18 protein-coding genes are annotated in these 19,142 nt (G+C 58.3%); 5 read left to right on the top strand and 13 right to left on the bottom strand.

Annotated elements, in window-relative coordinates:
• Positions 1-54: 54 nt before the first annotated feature.
• The 8 genes from copA to RTU33_RS00910 all read right to left on the bottom strand — a co-directional run bounded on the left by copA (position 55) and on the right by RTU33_RS00910 (position 9,877).
• Positions 55-2,556, bottom strand: a complete 2,502-nt coding sequence (copA, locus tag RTU33_RS00945; protein WP_312624681.1) for a copper-exporting P-type ATPase CopA — start codon at positions 2,554-2,556, stop codon at positions 55-57.
• Between the two features lie 92 nt (positions 2,557-2,648).
• Positions 2,649-3,419 carry a heme ABC transporter ATP-binding protein gene (locus RTU33_RS00940; RefSeq protein ID WP_312624680.1) on the bottom strand — a complete coding sequence of 257 codons (771 nt, stop codon included), beginning with the start codon at positions 3,417-3,419 and terminating at the stop codon, positions 2,649-2,651.
• Positions 3,416-4,408: an iron ABC transporter permease gene (locus RTU33_RS00935; protein WP_312624909.1), complete on the bottom strand. Its 993-nt coding sequence runs from the start codon at positions 4,406-4,408 to the stop codon at positions 3,416-3,418. Before RTU33_RS00935 ends, RTU33_RS00940 begins: the two co-directional genes overlap by 4 nt.
• A 44-nt stretch (positions 4,409-4,452) precedes the next feature.
• Positions 4,453-5,076: an SDR family oxidoreductase gene (locus RTU33_RS00930; RefSeq protein ID WP_312624679.1), complete on the bottom strand. Its 624-nt coding sequence runs from the start codon at positions 5,074-5,076 to the stop codon at positions 4,453-4,455.
• Positions 5,073-5,570 (bottom strand): heme utilization cystosolic carrier protein HutX, encoded by a 498-nt coding sequence (gene hutX / locus RTU33_RS00925; RefSeq protein WP_312624678.1) that lies wholly within the window; start codon positions 5,568-5,570, stop codon positions 5,073-5,075. Before hutX ends, RTU33_RS00930 begins: the two co-directional genes overlap by 4 nt.
• 13 nt (positions 5,571-5,583) lie before the next feature.
• Positions 5,584-6,915: a heme anaerobic degradation radical SAM methyltransferase ChuW/HutW gene (gene hutW / locus RTU33_RS00920; RefSeq protein WP_312624677.1), complete on the bottom strand. Its 1,332-nt coding sequence runs from the start codon at positions 6,913-6,915 to the stop codon at positions 5,584-5,586.
• Positions 6,916-6,938: 23 nt separating this feature from the next.
• The gene (locus RTU33_RS00915; protein ID WP_312624676.1) at positions 6,939-7,766 is read right to left on the bottom strand and encodes an ABC transporter substrate-binding protein; all 828 of its coding nucleotides are present in this window, start codon (positions 7,764-7,766) and stop codon (positions 6,939-6,941) included.
• A complete protein-coding gene (locus RTU33_RS00910; protein WP_409438211.1) occupies positions 7,754-9,877 on the bottom strand; it encodes a TonB-dependent receptor plug domain-containing protein in 2,124 nt (707 codons plus the stop codon). Before RTU33_RS00910 ends, RTU33_RS00915 begins: the two co-directional genes overlap by 13 nt.
• Positions 9,878-10,216: 339 nt before the next feature.
• Between RTU33_RS00910 and cueR the strand changes: the two genes are divergently transcribed.
• Positions 10,217-10,624 carry a Cu(I)-responsive transcriptional regulator gene (cueR, locus tag RTU33_RS00905; RefSeq protein ID WP_312624674.1) on the top strand — a complete coding sequence of 136 codons (408 nt, stop codon included), beginning with the start codon at positions 10,217-10,219 and terminating at the stop codon, positions 10,622-10,624.
• Here cueR and RTU33_RS00900 read toward each other — a convergent pair.
• Positions 10,621-11,073: an NfeD family protein gene (locus RTU33_RS00900; RefSeq protein ID WP_312624907.1), complete on the bottom strand. Its 453-nt coding sequence runs from the start codon at positions 11,071-11,073 to the stop codon at positions 10,621-10,623. The two genes, cueR and RTU33_RS00900, sit on opposite strands and share 4 nt — an antisense overlap.
• Positions 11,073-11,987, bottom strand: coding sequence for an SPFH domain-containing protein (locus RTU33_RS00895; RefSeq protein ID WP_097161571.1), 915 nt, complete (start codon positions 11,985-11,987; stop codon positions 11,073-11,075). The genes RTU33_RS00900 and RTU33_RS00895 overlap by 1 nt, the downstream gene beginning before the upstream one ends.
• 136 nt (positions 11,988-12,123) lie before the next feature.
• On the opposite strand from RTU33_RS00895, the gene fetA reads away from it, so the two are divergent.
• Both fetA and fetB read left to right on the top strand, forming a co-directional pair.
• A complete protein-coding gene (fetA, locus tag RTU33_RS00890) occupies positions 12,124-12,792 on the top strand; it encodes an iron efflux ABC transporter ATP-binding subunit FetA (protein WP_312624673.1) in 669 nt (222 codons plus the stop codon).
• On the top strand, positions 12,779-13,558 hold the full coding sequence (fetB, locus tag RTU33_RS00885) for an iron efflux ABC transporter permease subunit FetB (RefSeq protein WP_312624672.1): 780 nt from the start codon (positions 12,779-12,781) through the stop codon (positions 13,556-13,558). Before fetA ends, fetB begins: the two co-directional genes overlap by 14 nt.
• A gap of 123 nt (positions 13,559-13,681) precedes the next feature.
• Here fetB and RTU33_RS00880 read toward each other — a convergent pair whose 3' ends face one another.
• The 3 genes from RTU33_RS00880 to tesA are packed head-to-tail and all read right to left on the bottom strand — an operon-like array spanning position 13,682 to position 16,020.
• Entirely contained in the window at positions 13,682-14,536 is an 855-nt protein-coding gene (locus tag RTU33_RS00880; RefSeq protein WP_312624670.1) for a co-chaperone YbbN, read from the bottom strand.
• Between the two features lie 58 nt (positions 14,537-14,594).
• Positions 14,595-15,365, bottom strand: coding sequence for an SDR family oxidoreductase (locus RTU33_RS00875; protein ID WP_312624669.1), 771 nt, complete (start codon positions 15,363-15,365; stop codon positions 14,595-14,597).
• A 28-nt stretch (positions 15,366-15,393) separates the two neighbouring features.
• A complete protein-coding gene (tesA, locus tag RTU33_RS00870; protein ID WP_312624668.1) occupies positions 15,394-16,020 on the bottom strand; it encodes a multifunctional acyl-CoA thioesterase I/protease I/lysophospholipase L1 in 627 nt (208 codons plus the stop codon).
• Between tesA and ybbA the strand changes: the two genes are divergently transcribed.
• The gene (gene ybbA / locus RTU33_RS00865) at positions 15,988-16,674 is read left to right on the top strand and encodes a putative ABC transporter ATP-binding protein YbbA (protein WP_312624666.1); all 687 of its coding nucleotides are present in this window, start codon (positions 15,988-15,990) and stop codon (positions 16,672-16,674) included. The genes tesA and ybbA overlap by 33 nt on opposite strands.
• Complete coding sequence (gene ybbP, locus RTU33_RS00860; RefSeq protein ID WP_312624664.1) at positions 16,671-19,085, top strand: putative ABC transporter permease subunit YbbP; 2,415 nt, start codon at positions 16,671-16,673, stop codon at positions 19,083-19,085. Before ybbA ends, ybbP begins: the two co-directional genes overlap by 4 nt.
• Positions 19,086-19,142 lie beyond the last annotated feature (57 nt).

Raw genomic sequence — 19,142 nt, 5'->3', positions numbered from 1 at the left:
CTAGCGCGTTGCCTGCACAGGTGCAAACGCCAGCCTTGTGGGCTGGCGTTTGCGTTACGCTTTTGGCTTAAAGCGCAGCAGGCGGTTGGCGTTGCTGACCACGGTGATGGACGACAGCGCCATCGCCGCCCCGGCAACCACGGGGTTCAGCAACGTGCCGGTCAGCGGCCAGAGGATCCCGGCGGCAATGGGGATACCGAGCGAGTTATAGATAAACGCCCCCAGCAGGTTCTGCTTCATGTTGCGCAGCGTGGCGCGTGAAATCGCCAGTGCGTCGGCCACGCCCGTCAGGCTGTGGCGCATCAGGGTGATAGCTGCGGTTTCGATGGCGACGTCGCTGCCACCGCCCATCGCAATGCCCACTTCCGCCTGCGCCAGCGCCGGGGCATCGTTGATGCCATCGCCGACCATCGCCACTTTGCGGCCTTCTGCCTGAAGCGTTTTAATGGCTTCGGCTTTGCCGTCCGGCAGCACACCGGCAATCACTTCATCAATACCGGCTTCTTTTGCAATCGCGTTGGCGGTCGTCGGGTTATCACCGGTCAGCATTACCAGGCGATAGCCTTCGCGATGCAGACGAGTGAGCGCCGCAACGCTGTCTTTACGCAGCAGATCGCGAATGGCAAACAGCGCGGCGATTTTGCCATCAACCGCCAGCAGCACCGGCGTGGCACCTTTCGCTGCCTGCGCCTGAACCTCAGCGTCAGCCTCGGCGTTCGCCACCTGCTGCTCACTCAGCAGCGCCTGGTTTCCTAATAAGAGCGCATGACCGTCCGCTTCACCGCTCACGCCAAGACCTCGCAGCGTACGGAATGCATTGACCTTTGGCAGCGACTCAGCGGCTGCTTTTTCGATGATGGCGTGGGCCAGCGGGTGGCTTGAACCCTGCTCCAGCGCGGCGGCGAGTCGCAACGCCTCGCTCTGCGTAATATCACCCCAGGTTTTTACCGCCACGACCTGAGGTTTCCCTTCGGTCAGCGTGCCTGTTTTGTCGAACACCAGCGTATCGAGTTCGCTTGCGCGCTGTAGCGCATCGGCATCGCGGACCAGCACGCCGTATTCCGCAGCGCGCCCGACCCCGGCGATAATCGACATCGGTGTTGCCAGACCCAGCGCACAAGGGCAGGCGATGATCAGCACCGTGGTGGCAATCACCAGGGTGTAGACAATCTGCGGCGCCGGGCCGAAGAAGTACCAGATAGCGGCGCTGAACAGCGCAATTGCCACCACCGTGGGCACAAACACGGCGGAAATTCTGTCTGCCAGCTGGCCGATTTCCGGCTTACTGCTTTGCGCCTGGCGCACCATGCGGATAATGCGCGACAGCGTGGTGTGGCTACCGACGGCGCTTGCGTGGAACAGTACGCTACCGTCCTGCACCACCGTCCCGGCATGAATGCTTTCACCGCTGCTTTTTTGCTGCGGTACGGGCTCGCCGGTTAGCATCGCTTCGTCAAACCAGGCTTCGCCCTCGGTGATTTCCCCGTCGACGGGCACGCGATCGCCGGTCGTGAGGCGCAGCGTCATGCCCGGCTGAACGTCTGCCAGCGGCACGGAGTTTTCACCTTCTTCCGTCACCACGCGTGCGGTTGGCGGGGTAAGGTCGAGCAATTTTTCCAGCGCTTTGGAGGAGCGCTGGCGGGCGCGGGCTTCCAGCATATGGCCGAGATTAATCAGACCGATGATCATTGCACTGGCTTCATAGTAGAGATGCCGTGCCTCCATCGGGAACCACTGCGGCCACAGGTTGACGCTCATCGAATAGAGCCACGCCACGCCGGTGCCGAGTGCTACAAGGGTATCCATAGTCGCGGTGCGATTTTTCAGGCTTTTCCACGCGCTGGAATAAAAGTGGCCGCCCGCGAAGACCATCACGCCGAGCGTAATCAGGCCGATGATCAGCCACAGCGTACGGTTGGCGTCGGTGACCATCATGTTGTCGCCGAGCATGCCCCAGACCATCACCGGAATACCGACCAGCAGGGCGACAATGGCCTGCCAGCGGAACCGTTTCATGGTGGCGATCGCGGTTTCCTGCTGGCGTTCACGGCGCTTCAGATCATCTTCGATGGCCTCGGCGCCGTAGCCCGCTTTTTCCACCGCCTGGACTAAATCAGAGGCGGACGCACTGCCCATAACCAGCGCCGTGCGTTCCGCCAGATTGACCCGTGCCTGGGTGACGCCCGGTACTGCGGCAAGCGCATTTTGTACCCGGGAGACACAGCTGGCGCAGCTCATGCCGTTGATCAACAGCTGCAGGCTGTCGTCGAGGTCATCGGCTGCCGGAAGCTCGGTTGGGGCCGCTGTCAGTGCTTCCGACGGGAGTGATGACTCTGCCAGCGGGTTAGCCTTTGGGTGGCTGAGCTCCGCCCCGTATCCGGCCTGTTTAACGGTTTCGATCAGCTGCCCGGCGCTGGCACTGCCGGTGACGGCGGCATGGTCGATGGTCACTTCAGCGCTTTCGACATCAGGACGCTGCTCCAGACTTTCTTTCACGCGTTTGACGCAGTGGCCACAGGAGAGGCCATCCAGCGTCAGATTGATAGTTTGAGACATACTCAGGCTCCTTTTACCTCAGTGAATTTACCAACTGTGATAAAGGTTAAACCTTCCAGCAACTGGAAGGTCAAGGGGTTTTGTCAAAGGGATTAACGTTCGAGCACAATCAGCGGTGCAGGATCGTCTGGCGAGGTCTGGACAGACAAATCCGCGCGATACAGCCGTGTTAACTGGCTCCGGGTGAGAACCGCCTGCGGCGTACCGTTGGCCACGACTTTTCCTTCTTCCAGCAGGAGGAGCCTGTCCGCATAGCGGGAAGCCAGGTTGAGATCGTGCAGCACGCAGCAGACATTAAACTGCCGCTCATTCACCAGCGTTCGCAGTAAGCGAAACAGTTGCTGCTGGTGATGAATATCGAGCGCTGAGGTGGGCTCGTCGAGAAACAGCCATTTTGGCGACGGCACGGGCTCCCAGAGCTGGACCAGCAAACGCGCGAGCTGAACGCGCTGCTGCTCGCCGCCTGACAGATGACGATAATCACGCGAGAGCAGCGTTTCGCAGCCGCACAGGGCTATGATGTGTCCGGTCTCATCATGTCCATTGCGGGAACGGTGCGGGTGCCGCCCCATGCGAATCACTTTCAGCACGCTAAACGGGAAAGCCATGTGGCTGTTTTGCCGCATCACGGCCCGCGTTTTTGCCAGCTCGGCGGTCTGCCATGCTGCGATCGGTTTGCCAAACAGCCGGCATTCGCCGGTATCAGGTTTCAGGTAGCCGGTCAGCTGGCGCAGCAGGGTTGATTTTCCTGCACCGTTAGGGCCGAGGATCGCCACGATTTCGCCACCGGGCAGGGTGAAAGAGACGTTATCGGTCAGCTTGCGTCCCTGAATGCTGTAGCTAAGCTTATGCGCTTCAATCATATTCCCCTCCTTGTTCGCAAAATCAGCCACAGAAACCAGGGCCCGCCAAGCAGGCTGGTGAGTAAGCCCACCGGCATCTCTGCCGGCTGTACCAGCGTGCGTGCCAGCGTGTCTGCCACCAGGAGCAGGCAGGCGCCCGCAAGGGTTGAGCAGGGCAGCAGCCAGCGGTGATCGGCACCGAGGAGCATGCGCACAAGATGAGGCACGACCAGCCCAATAAATCCGATGACGCCGCTGACGGAGACTGCCGTGCCGACCAGCACTGAGCTGAGCAGCAACAGATGCTGCCTTTTGCGCCTGACGTTAACGCCAAGATAGTGGGCTTCTTCATCACCCAACTGAAGGAGATTCAGGGCGTTAGCCAGCCACAGCGTCCCAATAAGCGCTGGCAGAATCACGCTTGCCGCTACTGCCAGCGTCGGCCATTGTGCCTGACCGAGGCTGCCCATCATCCACAGGGTGAGCTGGCGCAGCTGCTGTTCGTCGCCGACGTAGCTCAGTACGCCAATGGCTGCACCACACACGGCATTAATGGCGATGCCCGCCAGTAAAAGCTGCATCATTCCGCCGTGGGAATGACGCATGCTGATTAAAAAAATGACCGCGCAGACGATGAGGCTGCCGCCAATGGCGAACATCATCTGCTCATAGAGCATAAACATGGCGGGCAGCGCGACGGGGAAGACAATCGCTACACCAACCATCAGCGCGGAACCGCTGCTTACCCCCAGCAGACCGGGGTCCGCCATGGGGTTACGAAACAGCCCTTGCATCAACACGCCGGACGCCGCCAGCGCACCGCCAACCAGAACGGCCAGCAGTACGCGCGGCAAACGGATGTTGAGCCAGATATCGCGACGGGTCTCGTCCATCAGGGACAGTAAACCAATCTTCATCGCCCCCTGGCTGGCTGCCACCAGCGTCAGCGCGAAGAGGATGAAGGCCAGCCCAATACAGACGCTCAGCGATGAAAGTGAATCCTTCAACAGGCAAATCTCCCTCCGGGACGGCAGCTTTCACTGCCGCCAGGACATCAGGCGGGTTTCAGCCCCGGCTCAGTCAGGCTATAAATCTGGTTGTTCAGCAACGGCTGCCCAGCCAGCTCAGCAACGTGTGCGGCAACGTCGGCACGCATCACCAGACCATGAGCCTCTTTTCTCTGCGAGCGTTCAGCTTTACCCGTTGGCGCGCCGTTAAGCAGACCGCCCGGGCGCACAATGGCAAAATCGAGCGGGCTGGTTTGCAGCCAGCTTTCGGCCAGTGACTTTTCACGAACCGCCTGACCAAAGGCCGCCTTGGCGCGATCGGATAGCCAGGACCAGCTGTCGCCGCAGCCCAGTGAGGTCACCAGAATCATCTGGTTGAGACCGGCGCGTTCAGCTGTATCAATGATGGTGCGGTTCGCCAGATATTCAGCCTCGCCACCCAGGGTTGAGATAACCAGAGCGCGGTTTCCCGCCCGCGCGCAAATTTCCGCCACTCGTTCACCGTCGCAGGCATCTCCTACAACAACCTGAACGCCTTTTGCCCGCAGGCGCTCTGCTGCTTGTGGATTGCGTACCAGCGCGTAAACCGGGCGTTGCTGCTGAAGCGCGATGTCAGCCGTCAGCGCACCGACGCCCGTGCCACCAGCCCCAAAAATTAACCATGGTTTCATACCGTTGCCTCTTTGAGCGTCTGCCCCAGCGCGCGGAAAGCCTCAACCTGTGCGGCCAGCAACTGACGGTGGTCGTCGCGTCCGAGGAAAATTTTAAACATCGCACTGCCTGCGGCGTTGAAGAACAGAATCGAGGCGGTATCCATTGCCATAAATTTACGTTCGACCAGCGCGATATGGGTGCAGTTCTCTGCTTTGATATGGCCCGTCATCCCCTTTTTACCCCGCAGGTTGAAGTAACCGTGGCGATGAAAACCGGAGGGCAGTTCACCCGTGAATTCCAGAATCACGTCAGCGGTGTGCACCAGCGTGGTCACGTTACCCCATTCAGCGATGCTGTCCCATACGGCATCGAATCGATCGCCGTTGAGCAGCGTATGCGACGGCAGGTTTTTCACCACCTCCAGCAGCGTCACGCCATACTGTGCAGCAATCGCTTCCAGGGTGCCGTCAGGCTCGGTTTTCATGAAATCGTGTAAAGAGACATGGCTCATGGGTTACTCCTTTTTATGATTGTCTGACCACAATGCGTGGCGTATTAAGTTGCTGAATCAGTTCCTGAAGCGACTGCAAAATATTGCTGGCCCAGAAGCGGCCTTCGCGCGTTAAGCGGATGCAATTGGAGGCATCTTTGGTCAGGCCTGCTTTATGCCACTGCGCCAGCAGCGGGGCGAGTTCCGCTGCGTGAGGGGTGAGTTCAGCCAGCGGGATACGAGCGGTTTCGACGCCAGCCTGCAGCGCGTGCCGCCACTGAAAGCCTTGCTCCGAAGTACGCATCATCATCATGAGCGGTTTTTTTCCGGCGGCGATAGCGTCATGCCAGGCGTTAAGGTTGCGCTCGACCATCCACGACCAGCCGTTGACCGATCCGCCAGCCCCTGATCCCAGCGCCAGGCAGTCTGCACCTTGTTTTATCAGCAGGTTGTACAGGTTGCGCTCACGGGTGGTACGCGCCCAGTGGCTGTTGCTGATGCAGCGCCATCCAGCCTGCTCCATAAATTCATAGCCCTGAAGATAGAGATCGCGACGCCCGGCGGGAGAGGGAAGGGTGACGCGTCCGGCGGCCACAGCTTTACCCAGCGGGGTTTGTGGCAGCAGGTTTAGCGCGTACAGATCGACACCGTCCAGGCCGATATCCCGGGCAATGGCTAAATCTTCCGCCCACAATTCTGCACTCTGCCCCGGCAGACCAAACAGCAGGTCGCACACTACCGCTGCGCGATCGCGCTTCACCAGCCCTTCCATAAAGGCGCGTGCCGTCGGGCCATCGGAGGTCCGGGCCATTTTTTTACGGATTTTGCTGTTGAAAGACTGAATACCAATGGAGAACCGATTGGCGCCCGCATCCAGACAGGCATCAATGCGATTATCATCAAAATTCAGTACCCGGCCTTCAATCGTGATTTCGCAATCGGGCGCCAGCGCCAGCTGTTCACGCAAGGCGGTGATAATACGGCCAAGATCGCGCGCAGAGAGGGCGGAAGGAGTCCCGCCGCCGAAATAGACAGCATGAATGGGGGCCGACTGATGAAGAGGACTGTCGGCTTCCATCGCGATTTCACGCAGCAGGGCATCGGTGTAAAGGGCACAATGATCTTCTTCAAAGCGATTCTGGTAGAAGCCACAAAAGGTGCAGTGCGTGGCGCAAAAGGGAATATGCAAATAAAGAAGTCGTTTGCGGGCAGGCGTTGCCTGGTTCAGCAGCCCCTGCCAGCTGGACTGAAGGGCTTCTTTGGCGACAGGCATCGCGCCGCGCCACGGCATGGTGGCATGACGATCTTTAAATGGCTGCCCGCCTTCCTGCGCAAAGTGCGGGGTGAGATCGAGGGGAGTAATCATTACTGCGTTAAGTCCTTTTTTACTCAGAGCTGCTGGTGCAGCGTTTCCACGGCGTCGGCAATGCGCGGCCCCATGCCCAGGATTAACGCCTGGTCGATGGTGATAATGCGCTGTTTTTTCCATGCGGCGGTGCGGGTCATGCCTGCGATGGTGCTCAGGCGATTCACATCGCCCTGAACCATTTCGTTCGTGACGATGATGACATCAGGATTCGCCGCCAGGATGGCCTCTGCGCTGTAGCTTTTATACTGCGTATGGGTTGCCACATTTTGAGCACCGGCAAGGGTCAGAATGGCATCGGCCACGCTGCCCTTTCCCGCGACCTGTGGGGCGCTGCCGCCAGCAGAAAGAATGAACATTGCGCGAACCGGCGTTTTATCGCGATTTGCCTGTTTCACCCGTTCCAGCCTTTGGCGGATATCAGCGATAAGCGCATTGCTGTTATCCTCAGCGCCCAGAACGCTGCCCAGCGTCTGAATATTGGCAACCATCCTGTCCAGCGTGGCGGGAACGCGCGGGAGCGTAACAACGTGGATCTTCTGTGCTCGTAGCTGATTCAGCACTACATCCGGACCGGCATCCTGCCAGGTAATAAAGGTATCCGGATGCAGCGATAAAATGCCTTCGCTGCTGAGCTGCTTCCAGTAGCCGATGTGAGGCAGGCTGGCGGTTTCCGGTGGCCAGGAGGTTGTCTCATCTACGCCGACGACGCGCTCACCGACACCAAGGGTAAAAACAATTTCGGTGAGCGAACCGCCGGCAACCACAATACGGTCACCGGCGTGGCTGGCCGCAGCAACGCAAAGCAGCAAAAGAGCGGTAAGCTTTTTTTTCATGGTCAGAACTTCCATGCAAAGCCCACTGCGGCGTTAAAGCCTGCTGCCGGAATGGATTCATGGGCGGTTTGATAACGTTTGTCGGTCAGGTTATTGAGGGCAAGGTTGACCTGGTACTGATCCTGCGGTCCAAACTCGGTGTTGAAGGCCAGGTTAAGCGTTGCCCAGCCCGGGTAGCGTGTCCCGGCATCGCTGGTTTTGTCCGAGGCGCTGGAGGCGGCACGCACAAAGAGATCGGTGGTGATGTTCAGGGTATTCCACATTTGAGTGCGCTTCACGCCGACACGCCCGTTGATCAACGGTTCACCGGTATCCCATGTTTTGAGCGTGCTGCCTTCATACTGGCGGCGCAGAATATTCCCGCTCAGATAGGGGGAAACCGCCCAGCCGTTGTATTCCGCGGTAAGCTCCATCCCCCAGGTTTTGGCGCGATCGATGTTGTCATAGTGGTAATAGCCAGTACGTGAGCTATTGCTGTTGCCGTCACAGATGCTCTGACCGGAACAGGCCATCGAGGCGATGTAATCTTTCGCCTCAGAATAGTAAACCGCGCCGTCCACGACCCAGAGGTTGCCGTTGTAACGCGCGCCAATTTCATAGTTGTTTGAGTGTTCTGCTTTAAGATCCGGATTGCCATAATTCACCCCACCGCCCGCAGAGGTTTGCATAAACAGCTGGCTCAGCGTCGGGAAGACGTAGCCTTGCGCAAAGGCCATGCGCAGCTCCAGATTATCGATACCGGAGTAACGCAGGCTGGTGGAGGTCACCCATTCATTATCGCGTGCGCTGTCGCCCCCGAGCGAAGAAGAGGTTGTCCCGGTCTGCGAGTGCGTGGTGGTTTCATCGCCGGAGGTGAGCTTTGAGGAGAGCCTGTACTGGCGAGCGCCCAGCGTCCAGGTCCAGCTATCGGCAAACTTCCAGTCGTTCTGCCCAAACACCGACCAGTTTGTCTGTTCGGAGCGGTTGTGTGCGAGCGTGTTTTTACTGTAGTTGACGGCGGCCGGGAAGCCGCTGGTGCTGGAGGAGTCCGTCGAGCTTTGGGATGTCTGCTTAACCGTGTCTCGCTGATACTGAGCGCCCAGCACCAGATTGTTATCGCCCGGAAGGCTGAAGTTTGATTGCAGCGTAACGCCCTGCGTCTCCTGCTTATCTTGCGAACGGGTCCGGTTCGCCACGCGCAGATCGCCGATCATCGGGCTACCGGTTGGCGTGTTGACGGCAACATTATTCTCAAATTTACGTTTGATATTTTGCGTGTAGGCATCAACGTGCAGGGTTTTCAGGTAGTCGCCCGCGACGTCAAAATCATAGAACAGGCCCACTTTTTCACGCTTTAGCTCCGGGAGCTTAACGCTGAACTCTTCGTAGGTGGGATCGTCGTACCAGGTCTGGGTGCTCAGCTCATAGCGGTCGACCGAGAGCCCGAACTTGTGGCGGTCTACGGTGTAACCCAGCCATACGCCCTGGCTGTTGTTACGAAAAGAGGTGTTCGGCAGGCGACCATCCGGCGTATCCCGGTTGCCCTGATCGGAGTAACTCCCGTTGATACGATAATCGAATTGCCCGATGCTGCCCCAGGCGGCGGCAGATTCCTCCCAGCCCGCGGTCGCTGAGTTGTAGGTGGCCTTCACCACGCCGGCTAACGGTTTGTCGCCCCCTTTTTTCGTGATGAAGTTGACGACACCGCCAATCGCCTGTGAGCCATACAGAACCGAGTAGGGGCCTTTCACCACTTCAATACGCTCTAATGCGGATTCATCTATTAGCAGCCCCGCACCGTAGTTTTGACCTGCGCGCTGGTAGGTAACCTCCTGACCATCAATCAGGATCAGCACGCGTGAAGAAGCTTCGCCGCGGATGCGAATTTGTTTGCGGCCCGCCAGGGCGTTGTCCGTAACTTCAACGCCGGGAATGTCCTGCAGGTCGTCGGCAATAGAGGTGCTCGTGGATTTCTCCAGCGTCTCGCGATCGATAACCTGGACTGTCGCCGGGCTGCTCCAGAGGGTGCTTTCCGAACGATTCGCGGTAACCACCAGCGTCTCTTCAGTGCTCGCTTTCGTCTGTGCTGTCGTCAAAGAAGCGGCACTGGCTGTGCCTGCCATCAAAACTGAAATTGTGGAGAGCATAACGCGCCCCTGACAAGTCCTTCGCATCATAAACGTGAACCTTGATTTTAATGATAATTAATATCGTTCGCATTTATACAAAGGGCGTGCGGGGACGTCCAGACGTGAAGATGTAAAACGAATGCAACTTTGATTTGCGTCAATTCGTAACGGAAGGTAAGCAATTTTCTGTGAGCTACATCACGTTGGGAAAATACGGTGCGGCTAACAACCGCTTGAAACATGAGGGATATATTTTTTAAACATGCAGATTGTCTTCGTAAGAGGTTGGTTCTTACCGGGTTGGCCTTACAATAAGCAGAGGTGGGTCTGCGAGGTGACAGCCCTGTGGGGGGAAAAATGAATATCAGCGATGTGGCGAAAAAAACCGGCCTGACCAGTAAAGCGATTCGTTTTTACGAGGAGAAGGGCCTGGTCACACCGCCGCTGCGCAGCGATAACGGCTACCGCAGCTACTCACAAAAACATCTGGATGAGCTGACGCTGCTGCGTCAGGCCCGCCAGGTGGGATTCAATCTGGAAGAGTGCGGGGAACTGGTGAATCTGTTTAACGATCCGGCTCGCCACAGCGCGGATGTCAAAGCGCGTACCTTGCAGAAGGTGGCGGATATTGAGCAGCATATTAAGGAATTGCAGGGAATGCGTGAACAGCTACTGGCGCTGGCGGAGGCCTGTCCCGGCGATGACAGCGCCGACTGCCCGATTATCGATAATCTTTCCGGCTGCTGTCATCGTAAAAAAAGTTAGTGCAGGCGAACCTTCAGCGTAATCCCTTCCACGGCAATCACTTCCACGCGGGCGCCCGCGGGGAGATCGTCATCGGCGGTCACCGGCCATGAACTGTCGCCCACGCGCATATGCCCGCGTCCGTTGCTGAGTGCGGAGTCCAGGGTAAAGACTTTTCCGACAAGCTGCTGACCGCGCTGATTGAGCTGGCTGTCGGCCCGTGGCTGCTGTCTGACACGGCTTGCCAGCCAGCGCCACCAGAGCCATGCGGCGAGTAGCGTTAAGACGGCGAAAAGCGCGCCTTGCCACTCCCAGCCAAACGGCAGCAGCCAGACCAGCAGTCCGGTGACGATCGCCGCCACGCCGCTCCACAGCAGATAGCCATTCCCGCCGAGCATTTCCGCCGCCAGCAGCACGCCGCCGAGGCTTAACCAAAAAATATGCGGGTGAACGAGCAGGGCGTCGATCATCATTTTCTCCGTTCGCTGGCGCTGTCTTTCACCAGTTCAGCGATCCCGGCAATGGAGCCCATCAGGCTGCTGGCATCCAGTGGCATCATCACCACTTTGCTGTTGTTGGCCGAGCCAATCTGCTGCAGCGCGTCGGTGTATTTCTGTGCCACGAAGTAGTTCACCGCCTGAATATCCCCGGCGGCGATGGCTTCGGATACCATCTGCGTGGCGCGGGCTTCCGCCTCGGCGGAACGTTCACGGGCTTCAGCCTGCAGGAATGCGGACTGACGTTCGCCTTCCGCTTTCAGGATCTTCGACTGCTTCTCACCTTCGGCTTTGACGATCTGCGCCTGGCGGATCCCTTCGGCCTCCAGAATATAGGCACGCTTGGTTCGTTCAGCTTTCATCTGGGCGTTCATCGCATCAATCAGCTCGGCCGGTGGACGCACGTCGCGAATTTCGATACGGGTGATTTTAATCCCCCACGGATTCGTGGCTTCATCGACGATATGCAGCAGACGGGTGTTGATGTTGTCGCGCTGGGAGAGCATTTCATCGAGCTCCATCGAGCCAAGCACGGTACGGATATTGGTCATCGTCAGGTTGATGATCGCAAGCTCCAGGTTGCTCACTTCGTACGCCGCTTTGGGGGCATCAATCACCTGAATAAAGCAGACTGCGTCGATGGCTACATTGGCGTTATCTTTAGAGATGATTTCCTGAGAAGGGATATCCAGCACCTGCTCCATCATATTAATTTTGCGGCCGATGCGATCCATAAACGGCACCACCAGGCTCAGGCCGGGCTGCAAGGTTTTGGTATAACGACCAAAACGCTCAACGGTCCACTGATAGCCCTGAGGAACAATCTTGACGCCGGCGCCGACAATCACCAGCGCGACGAAGATCAGGACGGGAATAAAGACGAGCATGAAAAACCTCCTGTTTTTGCAAGGCGGCCGACTGCCTTCGTCAGCCCGATACCTGAAAGTATAACTTTTATCCTTCTCAGCGCGAAGGGCGCAGGCCTACAATACCGACGGAATAAGCGCGAAAAATGAGAAAAGAATGAAGGCATTATTACAGGTCAACCAACTGGGTTTTAAGCCCGACGGCATTCCGCTGTTAAATAACATCAATCTGGTATTACGCGAAGGGCAGTTCACTCTGATAACGGGCCCTTCCGGCAGTGGGAAAAGTACGCTGCTAAAAATTATCGCTTCGCTGCTGAGCCCGACGTCAGGATCCATCCTTTATTGCGGTGAGGATATTACGCGCCTCTCTCCTGAAACCTATCGCCAGCAGGTTTCGTACTGCGCGCAAACCCCTGCGCTGTTTGGCGATACGGTATACGACAATTTACTTTTTCCGTGGCAAATACGCGATCGGCGCCCACAGCCGGAAAAATTGCTGGCCGATCTGGCGCAATTTAATTTGCCGGAAGAGACGCTGAAAAAATCAATTAATGAACTGTCTGGCGGGGAAAAACAGCGTATTTCGCTGATTCGGAATCTGCAATTTTTACCCAGAGTATTATTGCTGGATGAAATAACCAGCGCACTGGATGAGAGTAATAAGCATAACGTGAACGAGATTATTCAGCGCTACGTGAAAGAGCAGGGCGTGGGCCTGCTGTGGGTCACCCATGACGCTGGTGAAATCGGTCATGCGGACGATGTGATTACCCTTAAACCGCATGCGGGTGGCATGGAGGAGCAGATTCATGACCGGGCATAACATTTCCAATGAATCGCTGGCGTTATCCATGGTGCTGGTGCTGGTGGCGATTATCGTCAGCTACCGGGAAAAGCTGACGCTGGAAAAAGACATTCTCTGGAGCATCTGCCGGGCGGTGGTGCAGCTGGTTGCGGTGGGGTACGTGCTGAAAACGATTTTCAGCGTTAACGATGCGATTCTCACCCTGCTGATGGTGCTGTTCATCTGCTTCAACGCCGCGTACAACGCGCAAAAGCGCAGTAAATACATCAGCCATGCGTTTGTCTCTTCTTTTATCGCCATTACCACCGGGGCCGGGCTGACCCTGGCCGTGCTGATTTTTTCCGGGGCGATTACCTTCACGCCGATGCAGGTGATCCCGATTTCCGGGATGATTGCGGGCAATGCGATGATTGCCGTAGGGCTGTGCTACAACAATCTTGGCCAGCGCTTTAGCAGCCAACAGCAGCAAATTCAGGAAAAATTGAGCCTCGGCGCTACGCCGAAAGTGGCTTCGCAGCATCTGATTCGCGAGAGCATTCGCGCGTCGCTGATCCCGACGGTGGATTCCGCTAAAACGGTGGGGCTGGTGAGCTTACCAGGGATGATGTCGGGGCTGATTTTTGCCGGAATAGACCCGGTGAAGGCGATTAAGTATCAGATAATGGTGACCTTTATGTTGCTCTCGACCGCAAGCCTGTCGACCATTATTGCCTGCTACCTGACCTACCGGAAATTCTACAACTCGCGCCATCAGCTGGTGGTGAAGCAGCTGAAAAAGCCGTAGTCGTTTGATGACCCCCGGCGGTTGATTGCCTGATGCGCTTCACTTATCAGGCCTACGGGGCACCAGGCAGATTTGGTTTTTGTAGGCCGGGTAAGGCGAAGACGCCACCCGGCAATGTGTCAGTTAATAAAGCAAAGAATAGAGCTGACGGCGGTATTTCGCCGCCAGCGCATCGCCGGTGCCCAGCGCCGCCAGAATTTCCTGCAGCATCTTGCGTGCCTGGCCATCTGCCGCGCCAAGATCCTTTTTAAGATGGCTGAACAGCAGCTCCAGCGCTTCTTCGTTACGCCCAACCTGATGCAGCTGGAGCGCCAGCTGAGAGGCCAGCGCCGCATCCTGCGGGTTGGCTTCCACCTGCAGCTGCAGCTGCTGGATTTCCGGCGTATCGGCGGCCTGTTTCAGCAGCTCAATCTGTGCGACCAGCCCCTGATAGCGGGTGTCCTGATCCTGCAGCGGCACGGTTTTCAGGGTGGCTTCGGCGTCTTCCGAGCGGTTCAGCGCAATCTGGGTTTCCGCGAGCAACAGGCCAATCTGGCTGTCCTGATTTGACATTTGCCAGGCCTCTTTCAGCAGCGGCAGCGCGTCGGCGTAATTGCCTTCCTGCATCAGGGCCATTGCCTGCTGGGCCTTAAGTTCTTCTTCACGCGGCAGCACTTTATCGAGCAGGTTACGGATAACCTCTTCCGGCTGCGGGCCCTGGAAACCGTCTACCGGCTGGCCGTTCTGGAACAGATAGACCGTTGGGATCGCGCGCAGGCCGAACTGGGAGGCAATCATCTGTTCGGCGTCGCAGTCGAGCTTCGCCAGAATAAACTGGCCCTGGTACTGATTCGCAAGACCTTCCAGCACGGGAGTTAACTGCTCGCAGTGCTGGCTGCGCGGCGACCAGAAGTAGAACAGGACGGGCACGGTCGCAGACTGCTCCAGCGTCTGGTGCAGGTTCGCTTCGGTAATGTTAACGATATATTGTGCAGACATGAGGCGTTCTCTTTAGTCGATTTCTCTGTTACATGGGGGCGAAGGCGAAACCTTCAACTCAGCCCCGCAGAATTTTGTCCATCATCCGGCCCGGCAGAAGGCGTTTAAGCACCATCACCGCGTGGGTCACCATCGTCACCGGATAGCGCATCTTCGGCTTCTCGCTGGTGAAAGCATGGCGCACTTTTTCAACCACTGCCTCCGGCCCAAGGGTAAAGCGTGCGGCAATACCTGGATTTTCGACGGGCTTATCGGCCTGAGTCTGGTTGACGTTTTCCGTGAAGCGGGTGCGGATGGGCCCCGGTTCAATCAGGCTCACCTTAATGCCGCTATGGCACAGCTCCATGCGCAGAGCATCTGACCAGGCTTCCAGCGCGTATTTGCTGGCGGCATAAGCGCCGCGGCCCGGGGTCGAAATCAGCCCCATTACCGAAGAGGTCATGACGATACGGCCTTCAGCATGCGGCACCATGGCGGGCAGCAGGCGCATGGTGAGCTGATGCGCACCAAAGAAGTTGGCGGAAAACTGCTGCTCAAGCTGCGGGCGGGTGATGGTGTTGAGCGGGCCATACAGGCCAAAACCGGCGTTATTGAAAATGCCGTACAGGCGATTACCGGTAAGCTGAATGATATCGTCGGCCGCACGGTCCACGCTTTCCGGCGAATCCAGATCGAGCAGAATGCCCGTGAACCCCATACCCGACATCCGCGCTACGTCTTCCGGCTTGCGGCAGGCGGCCAGCACCTGAAAGCCCTGACGCTTCAGTTCCTGCGCGCTTTCCAGCCCAATTCCGCTGGAACATCCTGTAATTAAGACCGTTTTTTGCATAACTTTACCTGAGGATAACGCCTGAGTTTCAGGAGTCGTGTTTAACTAAGGGAGCCAGGCGTGTCGCCATCCAGTCGGCGATGAACGGCTGAGCGTCACGATTGGGGTGAATACCGTCATCCTGCATCCATTGCGGCTTCAGATAGACCTCTTCCATGAAAAACGGCAGCAGAGGAATATCAAACTCTTTCGCAAGCTGCGGATAAATCGCGCTAAAGGCCTCATTATACCGACGTCCGTAGTTAGCAGGCAGGCGAATTTGCATCAGCAGCGGCTCGGCGTTGGCGGCCTTCACCTGGCTGATGACGGTGCGCAGCGTTTGTTCCGTTTGCTGCGGCTGGAATCCGCGCAGGCCGTCGTTGCCGCCGAGTTCGACCAGCACCCAGCGCGGCTGGTGCTGTTTCAGCAGCGCAGGTAAACGTGCCTGCCCCTGCTGAGAGGTGTCCCCGCTGATGCTGGCGTTGACAACTTCGGTCTTTGGCTGCCACTTTTCATTCAGGAGCGCGGGCCACGCGGCGTTCGCCGCCATGCGATACCCGGCGCTCAGACTGTCACCCAGGATTAACAGCGTGTCGGCAAACGCGGCGCGGCAGGTTAACAGCAACAATAACAGGAACGGCAGATGCCAGCGGAAAACATACTTGAAGTTCATCATCTTAAGAAATCCGTCGGTCAGGGGGAGCAGGAGCTTTCCATCCTTACCGGAGTTGAGCTGCTTGTCAAACGGGGGGAGACGCTCGCGCTGGTGGGGGAATCCGGCTCCGGGAAATCCACGCTGTTGGCGATCCTCGCCGGGCTCGACGACGGCAGCAGTGGCGAAGTTACGCTGGTCGGTCAGCCGCTGCACAGGATGGACGAAGAGGCCCGCGCCGCGCTGCGCGCCCGCCATGTCGGCTTTGTCTTTCAGTCCTTTATGCTTATCCCGACGCTCAATGCGCTGGAGAACGTCGAACTTCCGGCGCTATTGCGCGGAGAAAGCGACAGCCAGGGACGCGTTCACGCCAAAGCGCTGCTGGAACAGCTCGGGCTCGGCAAACGCCTGCATCATCTTCCGGCGCAGCTTTCCGGTGGGGAACAGCAGCGCGTGGCGCTGGCCCGCGCTTTCAACGGACGGCCTGATTTACTGTTTGCCGACGAACCGACGGGCAATCTCGACCGACAAACCGGCGATCGTATCGCTGAACTGCTGTTTTCCCTTAACCGCGAGCATGGCACCACGCTGATTCTGGTCACCCACGATCCGGAGTTGGCGGCACGTTGCGACAGAAGGCTGCGCCTGGTGAACGGACAGCTGCGGGAGGAGTCATGATTGCCCGCTGGTTCTGGCGCGAGTGGCGCTCGCCTTCGCTGCTGATTGTCTGGCTGGCGCTGAGCCTGGCGGTTGCCTGCGTGCTGGCGCTCGGCAACATCAGCGACCGCATGGACAAAGGGCTCAGCCAGCAGAGCCGCGAGTTTATGGCCGGAGACAGAACGCTGCGTACTGCTCGTGCCGTGCCGCCAGAGTGGCTGGCGAAAGCGCGAGAAGAGGGGCTGAAAGTCGGGGAGCAACTGAGTTTCGCCACCATGACTTATGCGGGCAACACGCCGCAGCTGGCAGACGTGAAAGCGGTAGAGGATGTTTACCCGATGTATGGCGAACTGGAAACCGATCCGCCAGGCCTGAAGCCGCAGCCCGGAACGGTGCTGCTTGCCCCACGTCTGATGGCGCTCCTGAACCTCAAACCGGGCGACACCATCGACGTGGGCGATGCCACGTTGCGGATAGCCGGTGCTGTTGTCCAGGAGCCTGACTCTGGCTTCAATCCTTTCCAGATGGCACCGCGCCTGATGATGAATATGGCCGACGTCGCGAAGACCGGCGCCGTTCAGCCCGGCAGCCGCGTCGGCTGGCGCTACAAGTTTGGCGGAACGCCGCAGCAAATCAGTGCTTACGAAAAATGGCTGCTGCCGCAGCTCAAACCCGATCAGCGCTGGATTGGGCTCGATCAGGATGAAGGTGCACTCGGTAAATCGCTCGAACGCTCCCAGCAGTTCCTTCTGCTCTCCGCTCTGCTGACGCTGCTGCTGGCGGTCGCCGCCGTGGCGGTGGCGATGGGGCATTACTGCCGCAGTCGCTACGATTTAGTGGCGGTGCTGAAAACGCTCGGTGCCGGACGCGCGCAGCTGCGCAAGCTGATCCTCGGGCAGTGGGCGATGCTGTTGCTGCTGTCGCTGGTTACCGGCGGGGCGATGGGGCGGGTGTTTGAAAACATCCTGATGGTGTTGCTCAAACCCGTGCTGCCCGCGGCGCTGCCGCCGGCCAGCCTGTGGCCCTGGCTGTGGGCAACCGGTGCGATGGTGGTGATTTCGGCGCTGGTGGGGATGCGACCATGGCGTTTGCTACTGGCGACCCAGCCGCTGCGCGTGCTGAGGCGTGATGCGGTGGCGAACGTCTGGCCGCTGAAAATCTATATTCCGCTGATGACGATTGTTGTCGTTCTCCTGCTGGCCGCGCTGATGGGGGGCTCGATGCTGCTGTGGTCGGTGCTGGCAGGCGCGGTGGTGCTGGCCATACTGTGTGGCCTGGTAGGCTGGCTGTTGCTGAAGATGCTCCGGCGCGTCACGCTGAAGTCGCTGGCGCTGCGCCTTGCGGTGAGTCGCCTGCTGCGCCAGCCGTGGTCCACGCTCAGCCAGCTGGCGGCGTTTTCCCTCTCCTTTATGCTGCTGGCGCTGCTGCTGGTGCTGCGCGGCGATCTGCTGGACCGCTGGCAGCAGCAGCTTCCGCCGGAGAGCCCCAATTATTTTCTGATCAATATTGCTCCGGAGCAGGTGGGGTCGGTAAAAGCGTTTCTGGCCGACCACCAGGTGATTCCGTCCGCGTTTTATCCTATCGTCCGGGCACGCCTGACGGCGATTAACGGTCAGTCGACGGACGGCAACAAAGATGAAGCGCTCAACCGTGAACTGAACCTGACCTGGCAGAGCCAGGTGCTGGATCACAATACCGTCACTGCGGGGAGCTGGCCGCCGAAAGCGGGTGAGGTGTCGATTGAAGAAGGGCTGGCGAAGCGTCTGAACGTGGGTATTGGCGATAAGGTGACCTTCACCGGCGATACTCAGGCATTCAGCGCCAGGGTGAGCAGCCTGCGCAAGGTGGACTGGGAAAGCCTGCGGCCTAATTTCTTCTTTATCTTCCCGAACGGTGCGCTCGACGGTCAGCCGCAAAGCTGGCTGACCAGCTTCCGCTGGGATAGCGGTAATGCGCTGTTAACGCAGCTTAACCGCGAATTCCCGACCGTCAGCCTGCTGGATATCGGCGCGATTCTGAAACAGGTTGGACAGGTACTTGAGCAGGTCAGTCGGGCGCTGGAGGTGATGGTGGTGCTGGTGACGCTGTGCGGCGTACTGTTGCTGCTGGCGCAGGTGCAGGTTGGGATGCGCCAGCGTCATCAGGAACTGGTGGTATGGCGCACGCTCGGTGCCGGGAAGTCACTGCTGCGTACCACGCTGTGGGCGGAGTTTGCGCTGCTTGGGCTGGTGTCTGGTCTGGTGGCCGCAATCGGCGCAGAGACGGCACTCGCCGTGCTGCAAACTAAAGTGTTTGATTTTCCGTGGGAGCCTGACTGGCGTCTGTGGATTACGCTGCCGCTGTGCGGGGGAATATTGCTCTCGCTGTGCGGCGGCTGGTTGGGATTACGTCTGCTGAAAGGCAAAGCGTTATTCCGCCAGTTCAGTAGTTGATTTATTACCGTTATTAATTAAAGCCGGCCATTGTGCCGGTTTTTTATTTTAAGCGCA

Origin of the sequence: Scandinavium sp. (assembly GCF_032012665.1) — a bacterium.
GTDB lineage: Bacteria > Pseudomonadota > Gammaproteobacteria > Enterobacterales > Enterobacteriaceae > Scandinavium.
This window is presented reverse-complemented; position numbering and strand designations above follow the sequence as displayed.